We start from the raw sequence: 15,236 nt of genomic DNA, 5'->3' as shown, positions 1-15,236 counted from the left end.
ATCAATTTGCCGGGTTTGTGATTCCAACGGTTTTGGATACATTCGGGTCCTGTAAAAAAACGATAGGAACGATGAAGCGCGTACTACTGGGTGGCTGCCTGCTTGGGCTGTTTTTGGGTTGTGATCCGGCGAAACAAAAACTGCACGGGTACGATGAAGTGGCCTTTCCCGAAAAAGTTGAGAATATGGGCGACATCAATTCGGTCGATGATGATTACAACTCGGCCCTGCAAACCGTAGGTGCGGTATCGGCCCTGACATTTTCCTCAAAACGGGGTGGTAGAAGCGATTTCGACTTCGTCCGGGAGTCGCTCAATTACTCGTTCGATTTACGTTCCGGGCTGTTTTCATTCGATTATACCCCCTACAGTGGCCTGAGTGTGTTGCAGGAGCTGGCCCCCATTGGCTGGGCCGCCAGCAAAGCGAATTCCAACGCCAATGAATTGGGGCCATACATTCAGTCGTACGAGCGGGATTTAATCAAAGATGGTTTCAACCGGCACTATGGCGAATACCTGATGCTGTTTGCTTCCGACCGAACCGGTAATCTTGACATGTACCTGACGCATAACTACCGCAATAACCCAACGGGTGCATCGGCCATTCCGGGCAGTACAACGGCTACCGCCAACAAGACGTTTTCGGACCCGGTGCCGGTTGCGTTCCTGAATTCCTCCGCCGACGATGCCTATCCGACCTTCGACAAGGACTTTAAGTCGGTTTACTTCACCTCGAACCGGGGTGGCTCGTTCGATATCTTTAAGGCGACCCTGCCCGCTGTTGCGCCCACGGAGTTACAAAATCAATTAATCACCCTAACCGACGCAGCCACCGAGCGCGTGGCTGAACTGTCGTCGCCGGCCGATGATAAATGTCCGTTCATTTCGGGTAACCGACTGGTCTTTACCTCGAACCGGCCCGGTGGCTATGGGGGGTACGATTTGTACTACAGCCAGTGGGATGGCAGTCGCTGGGCGGTACCTGTTAATTTTGGTCCTGCCATAAACACCAGCAGCGATGAGTACCGGCCCATACTGACCGGCATCGAACCATACACGAACCAGCTAATGATTTTCTCCTCCAACCGGCCCGGCGGTAAAGGAGGCTTCGACTTGTACCGGGTAGGGGTGCCGACGGTGAATTAGTCCAAACCAACCCCGAAAGCATTAGCTGTTTAGTTAGTCCTCAACCAGTCGCATGAGCCAGGCGGTGAGCAAGCCGCCGTATGTACCGAGTACGTGACTCAGTACGGCCAGCAATACGCCCACCGGGGCCAGCGCCGGATGAAAAATGGAGGCCACTGCCGGCGCTGTGGACACCCCGCCAATGTTGGCCTGACTGCCCACAGCCACAAAAAAATAAGGGGCGTGGATGATACGGGCCGTTACCAGCATGACCAGTACGTGAATAAGCATCCAGATAACCGCCACCAGAAACAGGCCCATGTTACCGCCCAGGTTGGAGAGGTCGAGTCGCATCCCAATGGTCATAATCAGGAAGTAAACGAAGAGGGTGGCCAGGTCGGTGGTGCCGAGTTTTTCGAGCTTGCGCAGGCGCGTGAACGACAGAATGATACCCAGCGTAGTAGAGAGCATCACGACCCATAGGAAGTTGGATGTGAACGGGTCCAGTCCGTACTCCGCCAGCGCGATTTTGTAGGGTTGCAGCCGGGATGAAATTACGTAGGCCAGCCCGTGAGCAACGGCTCCTCCACCAAAGCCCAGAGCCAAAATGGTGCTCAAATCCAGCAGATTAGCCGGGCGGTCGGGCGTTTCCTTATACTGTAGGATGCGCTGTTTGACTTCCTCAATGGACGCTGTATCGGCGTGGAGCCAGCTATCTATTTTGTCTTTGTGAGCCGCTCCCCAGATCAGGCAGGCCGTCCAGCTGGTCGAAACCACCGCATCGACTACCAGTACCACGGCGAAGAGTGCTTCACTACAGCCATAAATCTCTTTCAGGGCCAGCTGACTGCTGCTGCCCCCAATCCAGCTCCCCGAAATGGTCACCAGTCCTTTCCAGTACTCGCCCGCAATAGCCTGTTCGCGGAAGCCGGGAATCAGGGCCATAACGATGGAAAACGCAATGGGGGCACCGATAATTATCCCCACCGTACCGGATAAAAAGGTGATGAGTGCTTTGCTGCCCAGCCGGGCAATGGACCGTAAATCGGCGGTGGAGGTGAGCAGTACCAAAGCTGCTGGCAGCAGATAGGTGGTCGCTACGTTGTATAAACTGGACTGCTCGCCCGAAATGATGCCCAGGCTATTCAGCGTAGCCGGAAAAATGTAGCACAGTAACAGCGACGGCATGTATGTATATAGCCGTTGCCAGAAGGGACGTTCGGACTGCGAGGTAGTAAAAATAAGGGTCAGAACCACCAGGAACAGGCCGAGCGTAATAGCATCGTTGGTGATGAGGGGCTGGCTCATGGGTTGCTTATCAGGAATCGGCCGGGCAATGTACGGTGGTTTCGCGCTGCTGAACCAGATGCCACACGATCCGTTTCCCGGTTTTTTATCAGGACTGGGAAGGGGAGGAGAAAGAGGAAATGCTGGAACAGGTCGGGTACTTGTTTTTTCATGCCGTAGGGTAAGTCTGGCTACGAATATAAGGGTATGAGCAATACGACCTGCTACCAATACGATGTACACCCGACCTGGCCAAACTACCGAAAACGGGAGGGGTTTCGCTAAGTAACGGGAGAGGAACCGCAAGGCCCGGGTCAGTGAAGCCGCTGCCTGCGACGGTGGATCCACCATGCCCCCCCAAGACCCGCTACTACGCCAAAACCACCGACCCAACTAGTGTAAGGCAGTTGTTTTTTAATCGGTTCGGCATTGCCGACGAGCAACAAACCCGCCCATCGGTTGGGTAATTGGTCTGATAGGTCCGCATTGGCGAGGTAGGCAATCTTGGCTTGCTGTAGGGCTACGTCTTTGGGTAAGCCCTCCGCCAGTTTGGTGTAAAAGAGTTCGGTAAGGGCGTAGGTGGCCTGATTTTCGACGTTCCAGAGCGTGGTCAATACGCTCGGAACGCCTAATGAGGCAAAGCCCCGCGCCAGACTAAATACCCCTTCGCCCCGCTGATTGGCCCCAATACCCGTTTTGCAGGCCGATAAACCGACCAGTTCGGCGGGCAACTGCCCGGTGGTGGTCAACTCCGACAGGCGCAGGGTAGAGTCCGCAAAGAACAGTGTGGGTTCGCGGTCGGTACTGTCGGCATCGGCATGGGTAAATAACTGGATAATGCGGTATTGCCCCGCCTGCCCGCTAAACGCCCGTCGCGTTGCTGACACTCCGGTGAGCAGGGCGGGAGTCGAAAACTGCCCGCCAATTCGGCTCAGCACCGCATCCGAACCCGCCAGCGGAACCTGCCCCAGTCGGGCCGAAAACGTAACTGGCGCAATACCCAGAAATGTCCCCGATTGCCCAAACCAACTCGTTTCTCTACCCGTATCGGTCGTTTCTTTAAACAGTTGATTCAGCGAATAAGCGTAGCTGAAGGCGTATTGGTTCACCAGAAAATCGGGTTTGGTGGCCGATGTGCTCAGGGCCTCAAAGGGCAGCAGTACCCCATCCGGCGACACGATGACCCGGCCGGGTGGCAGCTTCAACGGAGACAGCAATGTGCGGTAGAGTTGGTTGGCTACGGTGAGGTAATGCGTAAACTGCCGGTTGAGCGCGTCGGGGTTGGCGTTAAGCGCCAGCAGTTCAGCGGCTGGTTTGGTATAGGCCGTTGCAGGCAGGCGCAGGAGTTTGGTGCCGTTGGGGGTAATGCTGATGGCGTAGAGGGTGCTGTCGCCAATGAAATAGGTAAGGAGGGAGGCTTTGCGATTGGTAAGCTGGTCTATCACCCGACTTAGTGGAATGGTCTGGTTGTCGTACTTGTAGCGGTAGTAGGCCGGGTTAGTGCGTTCCAGTTCACGCACAAAGGCTTCCTGCCGTTCCTGGACAGTACGCAGACTATCGAGATACTTGGCATAAATGGGGGTATTAGGCTTTTCAGTGGCGACTTTGGCCTGCCAGTCGGCTACGTGCTGTCGGAGTTGCTGTTCCCGCGCGAATTGAGCAGGGTCAAGCTGGCGGCTGGCACCCAGTTCATTGAGTTTGTCGTTGAGCAAAACGGCCCGACTTTTTTCCATGAAGCGGAAGGCACTGGCTGCATCGTTGAGCCGGAAAGCGGTTTCGATGGCCTGTTCGTAGAGTCGGTGGGTTTTGCCCCGCCAGAAGAGTTTGGACTGTTGCCCGGTATGTTCCCAGCGCATAAAGTCAATCATGGTATCGGCCAGGGCGTATGTGCGGAGCGCATTACGGAGCCGGGTGGGGTTGTTTTGGGTGGCCGAAGCCCAATAGAACCAGGTATCGGCCTGATGTTGAATCAAATCGAACAGATAGTCATGATGAGGGGCAATGCGGAGCTGGGGTGACTGGAGTAGTTTGCCTGTGCGCTTACTAGACGTGCCGGCAAGCAGCTGATTCAGCCCTGCCTCATTGTAATCCAGTGCTTTTTCGTACCGGGCCTGTTGCTCACATACCAACGACAGAATGTCCAGGGCTCTTGCCCGTGCATGGGGCATAGGGTGTATGCGTATCACGCTTTCCAGGACGGGTATCGCTTTCTGGTATTGCCGTCTCTGAAAATAAAACCGACCCAGGTCGGTCAGGTTGTCACCCAGCCCCTGGTCATCCCGTAAAGAGTTATTCAATTTAATTGCCTTATTGAAATAGGTTTCAGCTGCTTGGTATTGCTGCTGTTTCACATATAGTGTGGCTTTGCAACTGTAATACAGGGTCAAGTCATAGGGGATACTATTGTCCGCTTCAGCCAGTCGGATAGCGCGGTCGATGGCTATATGCCCCTGGTCAAAACGTTCAAGCGACCGCAGGGCTTTGGCCTGTTCAAAAAAACCGTTTGCTGCACTATAGGTGTTGGGAGCCAGTTGTCCCAGTTCCCCACCCCGTTCGCCCATTTTTGCAGCCTGTTCGTAATCGCCGGTCGTATTATCGAGGTAAGCAATCAGGCCGTACAGGTCGGCGGTCCAGAAATAATGCGGGTAGCGATTTCCCAACGTCAGACCCGCTATGGCCGTTTGCCGCGAGGCCGACAATTCATTCAGTTTACTTTGGTAAAACGCGAGCCGGTAGAACGCTTTTAGCCTATCGACAGGGCGCAGGGTGGACGATAGTGGGGTTTTCTGGTATTCGCGGACAAGGGGGGTGAGCGTGTGTATCGCTTCGGGAAGCTGATTGGCATCATAGTATATACGTGCCTGTTCGATAGTAGCCACTATACGGGTAGAGTCAGGTTTTGGCTGAGAAAGGACTACGGTACTCACCAGTAGGCCTAAACTGCAACAAATAAGCCTGATAGTCATAGGGTAGGCTATATAATAAAAAAACGACCATCTTTAATATCCTTGCCCAGTTGTCCTGCATCTGTTTTAGGGGCAAGCTTTTTCAGCAGGGCATGGTTTGTAACAGGCAGGGGAGGGTTCTCGTGCTTCACCAAAAAGTTTGCCACAGCACCCGTAATACAAGGGGTGGCAAACGATGAACCATCGGATGGCGAAAAGCCCCTGGTAAGAAAACCTCGATTTGTTACACTTCCCGGCAGGGGAGCATTGGCTATTACGCCTACATCCACAAAGAGGTTGGACCGGTTTTCAGTCACCTGTCTTACATCTAACCATTTTATACGTTCACCAGCAGGGCAGGCACGTGCATCGGGCAAACGAAAGGTAATAGCAGTTGTAACCGTAATTACTTTGTCAATCGTGCAACTGTAACAGGCTGGATAGAGGTAATGATTATCAGCACCCAGGGGTAAGGGATTTCCATGATTGCTTACGTCTGGAAAATACTGGCTGGTGTTCCCAGCTGCACACACAAACCAACCATCAAACCGCTCAATAGCCGCCCGAAGTAGCGGAATGGGCGTTTCACTGCTGGCGGGGAATGACCAGCTGGCGTTAATTACTTTCGCGCCAATAACCCTTGAATATTCCAGGCCACAAAGTACATCGTAAAGCGTACAGACATTATCCTGGTTTGATACTTTTACCGGCACAATGCTAGCTTTTGGGCTTTGTTGACGAATGATGGTTGCAATGCGAGTACCATGATGATGCGGGTGGTCATCTTGCGGCAAAGTATCAGGGTCAACAAAATTCCAGCCCGTATGATTTGTACGGCAGGAGGTCAACTCCTGCTTTTCGGGCGATTCTTCGGTGTAAATAATACCCGTGTCGAGCACGGCAACAATAGGGGCGCATTCCGATGTATTCAGCCGGTCGGCCGTGACAACCAGATTACTATTGACAAGACTCTCCATATCATCATAAATGGCTGATCCGTAGCAATTGGTATGCCCACGTCCCTGCGCGTTCTCGTGGCCACGCCCCTGAGCGTTTTCATGCCCGCTCCCCGTAAAATCACCCTGTCCGGGATGAATTTTACCGACGGCTTTACCGCGCGATAATAATGGCAATTCAGTGTTGTCCGGAAGCAGGCTCAACGGGTCAAGCGATACGGTTGAGCGGATTAGTAAAAGTGTACGACCATCACATCCTGCCTTTTTAGCATCCCCTTTCTCTTCAGCACCAACACACCGCCGGTTTTTGATAATTTTTATCTTTGGCCGGTTCAACTTTCCGAACACATTATCAGTTACAACGTCGAGTGTGAAAACTCCTCCTTCGCCCAGGTTGTACAACTGAAGATTTTCATCTTTCTCAACCAGAATATATTCCTCAGGGATTATCAACAAACCCTGGCGAACAATACTGCCTGGAAACAAGGACTTACTTGGCGGAGGGGGACCGGTTTGCTTGGAACTATACCGTTTTGCGTATAGTGCCTTGAAAAGAACAGGTGCCAGCGTGTACTGAATTTGCTGGCCTGGATGGGATAGATTCGGGTCTTCAGAGTTAGGTGTAGTTTCCATAAGTGGGAGAGATGGTCAGGTCATTTTTATAACTCGTCAATCAACTCTTTCGCGGCTTTTCTGCCTTCCAGATTCTGGTCGATAACCGTGTTCAGCAACTGCCGGGCGGTGGCTTTATCATCAGGCTGATTACGCTTCATGCGGGCCAGGGCTTCGTAAAACAGGCCGGGGTTGGCCCGCAAATCGGTGCGCTGACTCAGGCGGTGAAACTGCTCGATGGCTTTGTCGTACTTATCCTGCCGCAGGGAAACAAGCCCGGCTAATTTTAGCGCATCCGTGTTGACGGCATCCCGCTGTTGCAGGGTAGTAATCAGCGTATCGGCTTGGGTAAACTGCCCTTCGTTGTAGGCTTGCCGGGCCAGTTGAAGCGTATCGGGCTGGCTGCTCATCGTTACGGACAGGGTGGTGAGATTTTCCTGAATGTAGCGGTCGGCTATAGCTGGAGCCGATGGGTTTGGCCAGAACACGAATAAACCCAGCAGTAATACAACACAGGCCGCAGCCGCGTAGGACATGGGCCGCCAAACGGGTTGGCTCACAGGTTCCTGTCGTTGCCGGAGTGCAGCCCACTCGGCCTTACGCCCGGCCTGCGCCTGCTGCCGGGCGGTTTGACGGGCCTGTACATAGAAGGCTACGGTTTCCGCCAGATTGGGATCAGTCACAATCTGCTGCTCGAACTGCGCCTTTTCCGGGCCAGTTAATTGTCCGGAAAAGTAGTTGTCGATGGTGTCCAGATCGTTCATTTGTTTGTCAGTTTATACGCATCCCGCAATCGTTCCAGGCAACGCAGTCGGCTGGTTTTGGCTACGGATGCCGTGTTATAATTCATCTGTTGAGCAATTTCTTCATCGCTGTATCCCTCACCCCAGGCCAGTAACATCTGTCGACACTTGTCACCAATACGTTGTAAATGTTGGTGTAGCTTCTCGGCATCATTTTGCGTAATAAGTTGCTGCACCACCGTATGGGCCAAATCGGGTAATTGCAACAGTGAATCGTCGATAGACATAGCGTTGTGAACCTGCTCCCGGTTAGTCGTTTTTTTTCGGATCTGGTCAACACACTTGTTTGTAAATAGTTGATAGAGATAGGTTTCCAGTTTGGACTGGCCCCTAAAACGTCCGGTACTGATGTGGTCAATAACAGCCAGAATCGCATCGTCGTAGGCCGAAACGCAGTCTTCGTAGGCAAGGTGGTGCTTGCGTTCTCCCGCCCGAACCATGAACAGGTGTTTTTCGTAGAACCGGTTTTCTATGCTGTGGCGGGTGGAGCCTCCAGCCTGTATACCAGCAATGATATCGGCATCCGGTAAGTGTCTGGAAAAAAGGCTCATAGCGTGTGGTTGAAGGTAGAAAGGTACATTAAAAATAGAATTTTTAAAATAATAATACCCCTGTTTCCATACCCGTCTAACCCTGTGACTAATGGATAGCATCGATGTGTATATCCGAATCTTTTCGCTTCTATTCACCCCATCCGCCTGAAAATGACTACTTCCCCATTTATCGTTACCAATCAGTACGTCTCTTTCAGTCCAGTTAAATCAAACCGGCCATTCGGCTACATCCACAATCAACCTTTTATAACCATGTTCCACGCCACAATTATCTAACTTTTGCGTCCGCTGCTGATAGCGTTGACCATCGCATTCTTCTTTGCCGTCTGTATACCCGGCGAAACGGGTCCAGCCGGGCCAACGGGGGCTGCTGGCAATGCGAGTGTTACCCAAGTGTCCTACAACGCGCCTTGTGAAATTTTTTACCATCGTGGGCGACATCAGCGATGACAATAACTGTAACGACGATACCTGGATTGTCGGCATTGAGTTCGCGCCGGTGCGGGTGGAGTTTGCTACTAATCAGAACTGAGCGTGAAAACAGCCTTATTTTTCTGGTTAATTTGAATACGGGCAAAAACTAATCCCGTATTCACGTTAAGTTAGGTCTGAAGTTTCCGGGCAAAGCAGGCCATAAGCAAAGGGCTCCCTTCAGCGTAAGCGTATCGTTAATTATTTAGGCGGCTATGTTTCCATAGCCGCCTTTATTTCGACTAACCAGCAGACCAGTACACTAAACCAGGCTGGTTCATCTATCCACATCATAAACCTTCCTCTTTTTATGAAAACTTACCTGATTGCACTATTGGCACTTTCGTCCAGACTTACTTTTGGGCAGATTCCCGATCCAAATCATCCCCAAACCGGTACCGGGACGAAAGCACACATGGCTCAACTCCATAACCGGTTCAGGCGGTCATCCCCGCCACCCGCCGGTGGATTTTGGGTGGTCGAAGAAAATGCCAAAACGCCTGTTATTGTCCATTTTTATACAGATGGATGGCTTGAGATCCGTACTGATACGCTGCTCCGTAAGCGACTTAATCTGAAAGAACGCGCCGTTGTCGTTCGGTTGAACAGGCGACTTTATTCGGTGCTCAATGCCCGACCTGCCCCGGCTACAGTCGCAGTCTTTCGTCCCTGAATCGTTTTCAGGTTGTTGCGCCCCGCTTCTTTTTAACTGCTTTACCGTACCTGTTTAAGTGTTCCATTATCAATTCTATTCACAACTAAAACAATACCCAAATGAAAACCAAGTGCATTATTCTACACCGTAGCGCATTAGCCGCGCTGATTACCTGCCTGCTGTCGGCCTCGTCTCTAACTACTATGGCCCAAACGTACAATGGTCAGTTGAAACTGGCCGACGCATCAGACCAAATCGAAGCCAATGTATATCCACTGTCGAATCGTCCCGCAACCATTAAAGTTATCTTCAATAATCGAACAAGTGGTGCGGTGCGGGTTGTGATTCGGGATGGGAAAGGTAAAATTCATTACGATGCGTACGAGTCGATAGCGCTTTATCGCCGGAACTTCGACCTGTCTGGCCTGCCGGTTGGTGATTATACCGTCGAACTCAGCAAGCGGAATGAGAAAGTTGCCCGGATATTCGCGATCAATCCGCCAGCAACGAACTGGATTACCATGGAGATGCCAGCTAAACAGGACACTCCCGACCAGCCGAATTTTAAAGGAAAACGGCTGACGAGCAATCAATAAGTGTGTTCCAGGCCAATTGTTATGTGCCTGCTTATTTTGTAAGTAACAGCGTGGCCGGGCTATCTTATAAGCCTGGCTACGCTGTTGTATATTATCATTTTTTGCGTAGTTTAAGCACTCACTTAACCGGCACTACGCGATGAACCGATTGCTACTCAGTTTCTTTTGTGGCCTGATTTTAACCACTACTTATGGACAGTCCAGAATTGGACCGACCACCTTCTCTGTCTCCTTTCCAGCATCGCAAAGCAACCAACCGCTGGACGGGCGTGTACTGCTGATTCTGGCCAAAACCAACGCGTCCGAGCCGCGTCAGCAGGTGAGCGATGCGGTGGAAACGGCCCAGGTGTTCGGTGTGGATGTGAACGGACTAAAACCCGGTCAGGCGGCTGTGGTGGATGCGAGTTCGTATGGCTATCCGCAGGAAAGCCTTACGAAACTGCCCCCCGGTGAGTACTTTGTGCAGGCAGTACTCCATAAATACGAAACATTTCAAATCAAAAACGGCCCCAATGGAACCCGGCGCACCGTGAAATTGCCGATGGATCGGGGCGAGGGACAAAACTGGCGTACGGCTCCGGGAAATCTGTTTAGCAAGCCGCAGAAAATCTCGCTGAAAGCGGGCGGCAAACAGTCGGTTGCGGTGGTTTTGGACCAGGTGAATCCGGCTATCCCTGCCCCGAAAGACACGAAGTTTATCAAACACATAAAAATACAGAGTCAGAAACTGACCGAGTTCTGGGGCCGTCCCATGTTCGTGGGGGCCAACGTGCTCATTCCGGCTGGCTTTGCTGAACACCCCGAAGCCAAATACCCGCTCGCGATTTTCCACGGCCACTTCCCCGACGATTTTTCCGGCTTCAGTGAAACGCCCCCACCCGCCAACATGGATACCACCGACTACATTGATCGGTTCCATATCTACGGCTATAAAAAAATTGTGGCGCAGGAAGCGTATGATTTTTACCAGAAATGGACCAGCAAAGACTTTCCCCGGATGCTGATTGTCGAAATCCAGCACGCCAACCCGTACTATGACGATTCGTATGCCGTGAATTCTGAAAACATTGGTCCCTACGGCGATGCTATCATGTATGAACTCCTGCCCGAAATCGAAAAGCAGTTTCGGGGTATTGGGCAGGGGTGGGCGCGGTTCACGTACGGCGGTAGCACAGGTGGCTGGGAAGCCCTGGCCGCGCAGGTGTTTTACCCCGACGAGTTCAACGGCTGTTTTGCCGCCTGCCCTGACCCCATCGCGTTCGATGCCTACACGGTGTTTAATCTCTATAAAGACAAAAACGCGTACTATGAAGAAGGCCCGTTCCGGCAAACGCCCCGGCCTGCTCACCGCAACAACTTAGGGCAGATTCAGTCGACGCTCGAACAAACCAACCACCGCGAACTGGCCCTCGGCACCCACTCTCGGTCCGGCGATCAGTTCGACATCTGGGAAGCGGTGTATTCCCCCGCCGGACCGGATGGCTACCCCAAACGCATCTGGGATAAAAAGACCGGCGTCATCGATAAATCCGTGGCCGACTACTGGCGCGAACACTTCGACCTGATGCATATTCTCAAACGCGACTGGAAAACCCTCGGCCCCAAAGTGACCGGAAAAATCCATATCTACTGTGGCGATATGGACAATTATTACCTCAATAATGCGGTGTACCTGATGGAGGATTTCCTGAAAAACGTTAAGAATCCGGCGGCCAACAGCGAGGTAGCCTACGGTGACCGGTTCGAGCACTGCTGGAACGGCGACCCTAACGTGCCTAACTACATCAGCCGACTGCGCTACAATACGATGTACATCGACAAAATGCTGAAACGCATGGAAGACAGCCACCCGGCGGGCGCCGATTTAACGAGCTGGAAGTACTAAAAAGACCCGTCGACTATCCGTTGAACCTCGCTTTCATGATTGGTGTTCTGACAAAAACAGCCCGGCGAGTGCGGGCTGTGGTTAATTATAGAGCGATCAGGTAGATTGTAGGGAAATACCCTCTGTGCCTGATCCAGTGACTATTCTTATGAAATTACCGCATACCCTGAACGGGAACCGCGTGCTCAAGCGGTTGAATTTTGAGCTATTACAGACCAGGTACAAGAACCACCGGCGATTACAGGTATTTGCCAGCAAGGGTACAGTCTGCGTGCGTTGTGGCGTTGAAGGGGTGCACCTGCTGTCGTCGGTTAATCCCAGTGGCGGGCATCACGTCGACCTGTACACGGCCAGCTTCGTACTGATGACCGTTGACCACATACTGCCCAAATCCAGGGGGGGAGCCAGTGAACTGGCCAATTACCAGCCCATGTGCCAGCACTGTAATGGCCGAAAAGGAAATACGCTGGAGACCATTGTCGGCAGACCAGAAAGTCGTCCCTGATAGTACGCCACTCGACTATCCGGGCGGGCGGATGCCCCTGCATTCCTGAAAATGCTGCGGTAACCTGGTAGGTGAAACCCTGCTCCCGCAGCGACAGTACGCTCATAATGCCACCAGGTAATTGGTTAACTACCTACCGGACCGCATCCAGAACGCCAGCGGTGCTCACCTGAATTTCGGTAGCATCGCTGGCCATTTCAGGCCCGAACGGTAGTAAGCCGTCTGGTTTATGAACGCCGTGGCTGCGTTGGTAGGGCTCCTTTATCTGACCACTCACTATAGTCTATCAGGCTGGGTTGGCAACCCGTACACCTCACCCCGGGCGGCTTTCAGGGTGTTTTGCATCAGCGAGCAGGTGGGCAGTAAAAAAAATCAGGCTGCGTTAGCCCAGTCGTATACGCTGGCTTCAATTGTTCGGGCGGGAGCATTGGCCGAAAACGCAATCTGCTGAATCTGGCGGATCGTAGCCGGGGAGAAAAATTGCTCACCCGTAACGGGGTTGACGCGGGCCGGAACGTCCTCAAAAACAAGCAGTTTTCCGTCGAGGTCCAGAATGTACCGAACGCGGGAATCTACCAGCGTCTCGTCAGGCCAGGTCATGATTCTCTGGTTTTCAGATTCGTTTCCCATACTTTATTCATAGAATGACGAGATATCGACATCAATCGTGTGCGTATCTTCTATAATCAGTTCCTGCTTTTGATTGTATTTGAGGACAATGTCGAAATCAAATGGAAAAGCGTCATGTGATATTGACTCATCGTCACCTGAACCATATTGCAGTTGTACTTCCACCGTTCCCATTCCTTTTACAACCATACTGCCGTCTCTACCTACCGTGACTTCGTTAGCAGCCGTGTCAACTACATCAGTAATACGTGTTTGAGGAGATAATGCGTTAAGACTATCAGGGAGATGGTTGAGCAAATAATGGAATAGCAATAGATCAAGATTTGGAATATCGATTTTCTTTGGTTTAGGAGGAGTTGCCAATACGACTAAAAACTTGTAATTCTTGTGGGTACGAACGTAGTCACCAATGTCGGCAACCTGTTGGCGTTTTTGTGGTGTCATTCGCCCGGTTTTAACTTCAACAACGACTACTTCATCCTCTTTTTTGGCCACTAGATCTGCCTTGTATTTACCCACTTTTTCTTCTTTCAGAACGGTATAGCCTTTAGCCTCATAGTCTGCCATTAGCTGATCTATGGCTATGTCGTGAAGATAGCGTTGCAGATATTGCTGTCTAATTTCCATTCCTTTCCAGATTTAGCTTAATCATGTCGGTAGTGAATTTACCACATTCAACGTAAAGTATGTGCTCATCAGTTTCTTCCTGCAAAGCATCAAGCAAAGAAGTAATCATGCTACCCGACAATCCGGAAAAGTCTATGGTTGTGAAATCGTTGGTTGATAGGTTAAAACTGCCGGCAATACGCAGTTTCACTTGCTTATCGTCTGCAAAAAGTAAACCTCTCAATGCGTCCCAGACCGGTTTACTCAGGTTATCGGCATCAATACCTATATCACGCCGAAAAAAGTGATGAACCAATCCGTATAAGTCTGTTTCGACAGGAACATGAATCGGATAGTTGGCCGAATAAGTAACCCTCAACTGGTTTTCATAAGCAAGAGATTTTTTGCTGTTGTACGATTTGGGACGAGTGCTGATAATAAAGCTATACACGTCTTACTTGGTTTGAGATAGGATTATAGATTACTGATTTGTTCCGTACACCTCACCCCGGGCGGCTTTCAGGGTGTTTTGCATCAGCGAGCAGATAGTCATTAGTCCCACGCCACCGGGAACGGGGGTGATGAAACTGGTTTTCGGGGCTACTTCATCAAACTTTACATCGCCTTTGAGGGCAAAGCCGCTTTTTTTGCTGGCATCAGGCACCCGCTCCAGCCCAACGTCAATCACTACGGCCCCTTCCTTCACCATGTCAGCGGTGACGAATTCGGGTTTGCCCAGAGCCGCTATCAAAATATCGGCCGAACGGCAAATCTCGGCCAGGTTCTGGGTACGGCTGTGGGTGACGGTAACGGTACAGTTGCCGGGGTAGGTGTTGCGCTGCATCAGAATGGACATCGGCAGCCCAACAATCTGACTCCGTCCTACCACCACGCAGTGTTTGCCGGCGGTCTTGATATCGTACCGTTTGATCATTTCCAGCACGCCCTGGGGTGTAGCCGAAACATAGGCGGGTAATCCTTTGGCCATGCGACCAATGTTGATGGGGTGAAAACCGTCCACATCTTTGGCGGGGTCGATGGTTTCCATGATGCGGTCGGGGTTAATATGGTCGGGGAGGGGGAGTTGCACAATCAACCCGTCCATGTCGGGGTTTTCGTTTACCGCCCGCACATTGTCCAGCAGTTCTTCTTCCGAAACCGAGGTGTCTAACCGGATGAGGGTGGAGTGCATACCTACTTCCTCGCAGTTCTTCATTTTGGACGCCACGTAGGTTTCCGAAGCACCTTTATTCCCAACCAGAATGGCAACGAGGTGCGGGATTTTGCCGCCCTGTTCGCGAATCTGGGCGACTTCAGCCGCTATTTCCTGTTTGATTTGTGCCGAAAGAAATTTACCGTCAAGGAGTTGCATAGTGTTGTTCTAGTGTTCATAACGTCTTTAAGGGGATACCAGAGGTACTATCAGCCGCACCGGCGGCCCGGCGAAAAGACGCAGAGAGAAGGTACAAAGGTCGTAAAGATTCAGAAATAAAGGTACTAAAATGATTGTTGGTATTTGAATTGCCGCTTCAGGTTACGCGAAAATATGGAGTGACTCAGGTGATATTTATTGGCTGGAAAGGCAACGTAAATACGGGAATTTTCCC

15 protein-coding genes are annotated in these 15,236 nt (G+C 51.6%); 5 read left to right on the top strand and 10 right to left on the bottom strand.

Translation table 11 applies throughout. From position 1 onward, the window contains the following. Positions 1-71: 71 nt before the first annotated feature. A complete protein-coding gene (locus tag B157_RS0111085; RefSeq protein ID WP_020603396.1) occupies positions 72-1,145 on the top strand; it encodes a TolB-like translocation protein in 1,074 nt (357 codons plus the stop codon). A 33-nt stretch (positions 1,146-1,178) separates the two neighbouring features. Here the strand turns inward: B157_RS0111085 and B157_RS0111080 are convergent, their stop codons facing one another. The 5 genes from B157_RS0111080 to B157_RS0111060 form a co-directional block, all read right to left on the bottom strand. Beyond that, positions 1,179-2,762 carry a DUF819 family protein gene (locus B157_RS0111080; RefSeq protein WP_020603395.1) on the bottom strand — a complete coding sequence of 528 codons (1,584 nt, stop codon included), beginning with the start codon at positions 2,760-2,762 and terminating at the stop codon, positions 1,179-1,181. Continuing rightward, a complete protein-coding gene (locus tag B157_RS0111075) occupies positions 2,726-5,290 on the bottom strand; it encodes a CHAT domain-containing protein (protein WP_020603394.1) in 2,565 nt (854 codons plus the stop codon). The genes B157_RS0111080 and B157_RS0111075 overlap by 37 nt, the downstream gene beginning before the upstream one ends. Before the next feature lie 95 nt (positions 5,291-5,385). Next, positions 5,386-6,945: a S8 family peptidase gene (locus tag B157_RS0111070; protein ID WP_020603393.1), complete on the bottom strand. Its 1,560-nt coding sequence runs from the start codon at positions 6,943-6,945 to the stop codon at positions 5,386-5,388. Positions 6,946-6,971: 26 nt separating this feature from the next. Then, entirely contained in the window at positions 6,972-7,688 is a 717-nt protein-coding gene (locus B157_RS0111065) for a tetratricopeptide repeat protein (RefSeq protein ID WP_020603392.1), read from the bottom strand. Continuing rightward, a complete protein-coding gene (locus B157_RS0111060) occupies positions 7,685-8,278 on the bottom strand; it encodes an RNA polymerase sigma factor (RefSeq protein WP_020603391.1) in 594 nt (197 codons plus the stop codon). The genes B157_RS0111065 and B157_RS0111060 overlap by 4 nt, the downstream gene beginning before the upstream one ends. Positions 8,279-9,062: 784 nt before the next feature. Between B157_RS0111060 and B157_RS0111050 the strand changes: the two genes are divergently transcribed. The 4 genes from B157_RS0111050 (at position 9,063) to B157_RS0111035 (ending at position 12,393) form a co-directional block, all read left to right on the top strand. Next, positions 9,063-9,425 (top strand): hypothetical protein, encoded by a 363-nt coding sequence (locus B157_RS0111050; protein WP_020603389.1) that lies wholly within the window; start codon positions 9,063-9,065, stop codon positions 9,423-9,425. Between the two features lie 101 nt (positions 9,426-9,526). Further along, entirely contained in the window at positions 9,527-10,003 is a 477-nt protein-coding gene (locus B157_RS0111045) for a hypothetical protein (protein ID WP_020603388.1), read from the top strand. A 139-nt stretch (positions 10,004-10,142) separates the two neighbouring features. Continuing rightward, a complete protein-coding gene (locus B157_RS0111040; protein ID WP_020603387.1) occupies positions 10,143-11,888 on the top strand; it encodes an alpha/beta hydrolase in 1,746 nt (581 codons plus the stop codon). Between the two features lie 148 nt (positions 11,889-12,036). After that, the gene (locus tag B157_RS0111035) at positions 12,037-12,393 is read left to right on the top strand and encodes an HNH endonuclease (RefSeq protein ID WP_020603386.1); all 357 of its coding nucleotides are present in this window, start codon (positions 12,037-12,039) and stop codon (positions 12,391-12,393) included. A 133-nt stretch (positions 12,394-12,526) separates the two neighbouring features. Here B157_RS0111035 and B157_RS38235 read toward each other — a convergent pair whose 3' ends face one another. From B157_RS38235 to B157_RS0111010, 5 genes are all read right to left on the bottom strand, one after another. Next, positions 12,527-12,670 carry a hypothetical protein gene (locus B157_RS38235; protein WP_020603385.1) on the bottom strand — a complete coding sequence of 48 codons (144 nt, stop codon included), beginning with the start codon at positions 12,668-12,670 and terminating at the stop codon, positions 12,527-12,529. A 95-nt stretch (positions 12,671-12,765) separates the two neighbouring features. Continuing rightward, complete coding sequence (locus B157_RS0111025) at positions 12,766-13,023, bottom strand: zinc finger, YgiT-type (protein ID WP_041952039.1); 258 nt, start codon at positions 13,021-13,023, stop codon at positions 12,766-12,768. Between the two features lie 3 nt (positions 13,024-13,026). Then, positions 13,027-13,650 carry a pPIWI-associating nuclease domain-containing protein gene (locus B157_RS0111020; RefSeq protein WP_020603383.1) on the bottom strand — a complete coding sequence of 208 codons (624 nt, stop codon included), beginning with the start codon at positions 13,648-13,650 and terminating at the stop codon, positions 13,027-13,029. Continuing rightward, positions 13,640-14,080 (bottom strand): RusA family crossover junction endodeoxyribonuclease, encoded by a 441-nt coding sequence (locus tag B157_RS0111015; protein ID WP_020603382.1) that lies wholly within the window; start codon positions 14,078-14,080, stop codon positions 13,640-13,642. Before B157_RS0111015 ends, B157_RS0111020 begins: the two co-directional genes overlap by 11 nt. Before the next feature lie 30 nt (positions 14,081-14,110). Continuing rightward, the gene (locus B157_RS0111010) at positions 14,111-15,001 is read right to left on the bottom strand and encodes a bifunctional 5,10-methylenetetrahydrofolate dehydrogenase/5,10-methenyltetrahydrofolate cyclohydrolase (RefSeq protein ID WP_020603381.1); all 891 of its coding nucleotides are present in this window, start codon (positions 14,999-15,001) and stop codon (positions 14,111-14,113) included. Between the last annotated feature and the right edge of the window lie 235 nt (positions 15,002-15,236).

Source organism: Spirosoma spitsbergense DSM 19989 (assembly GCF_000374085.1).
In the GTDB taxonomy this organism is placed as follows: Bacteria; Bacteroidota; Bacteroidia; order Cytophagales; family Spirosomataceae; genus Spirosoma; species Spirosoma spitsbergense.
Note: the sequence above shows the minus strand (reverse complement) of the source record. Positions and strands in the feature narration are given on the sequence as shown.

What these genes read in the sequence shown, in the direction of transcription:
- B157_RS0111085 (WP_020603396.1), top strand. Translation starts at nt 72, where the DNA reads ATGAAGCGCGTACTACTGGGTGGCTGCCTGCTTGGGCTGTTTTTGGGT.
- B157_RS0111080 (WP_020603395.1), bottom strand. Translation starts at nt 2,762, where the DNA reads ATGGTGGATCCACCGTCGCAGGCAGCGGCTTCACTGACCCGGGCCTTG.
- B157_RS0111065 (WP_020603392.1), bottom strand. Translation starts at nt 7,688, where the DNA reads ATGAACGATCTGGACACCATCGACAACTACTTTTCCGGACAATTAACT.
- B157_RS0111050 (WP_020603389.1), top strand. Translation starts at nt 9,063, where the DNA reads ATGAAAACTTACCTGATTGCACTATTGGCACTTTCGTCCAGACTTACT.
- B157_RS0111025 (WP_041952039.1), bottom strand. Translation starts at nt 13,023, where the DNA reads ATGGGAAACGAATCTGAAAACCAGAGAATCATGACCTGGCCTGACGAG.
- B157_RS0111045 (WP_020603388.1), top strand. Translation starts at nt 9,527, where the DNA reads ATGAAAACCAAGTGCATTATTCTACACCGTAGCGCATTAGCCGCGCTG.
- B157_RS0111070 (WP_020603393.1), bottom strand. Translation starts at nt 6,945, where the DNA reads ATGGAAACTACACCTAACTCTGAAGACCCGAATCTATCCCATCCAGGC.
- B157_RS0111010 (WP_020603381.1), bottom strand. Translation starts at nt 15,001, where the DNA reads ATGCAACTCCTTGACGGTAAATTTCTTTCGGCACAAATCAAACAGGAA.
- B157_RS0111035 (WP_020603386.1), top strand. Translation starts at nt 12,037, where the DNA reads ATGAAATTACCGCATACCCTGAACGGGAACCGCGTGCTCAAGCGGTTG.
- B157_RS0111020 (WP_020603383.1), bottom strand. Translation starts at nt 13,650, where the DNA reads ATGGAAATTAGACAGCAATATCTGCAACGCTATCTTCACGACATAGCC.
- B157_RS0111040 (WP_020603387.1), top strand. Translation starts at nt 10,143, where the DNA reads ATGAACCGATTGCTACTCAGTTTCTTTTGTGGCCTGATTTTAACCACT.
- B157_RS0111060 (WP_020603391.1), bottom strand. Translation starts at nt 8,278, where the DNA reads ATGAGCCTTTTTTCCAGACACTTACCGGATGCCGATATCATTGCTGGT.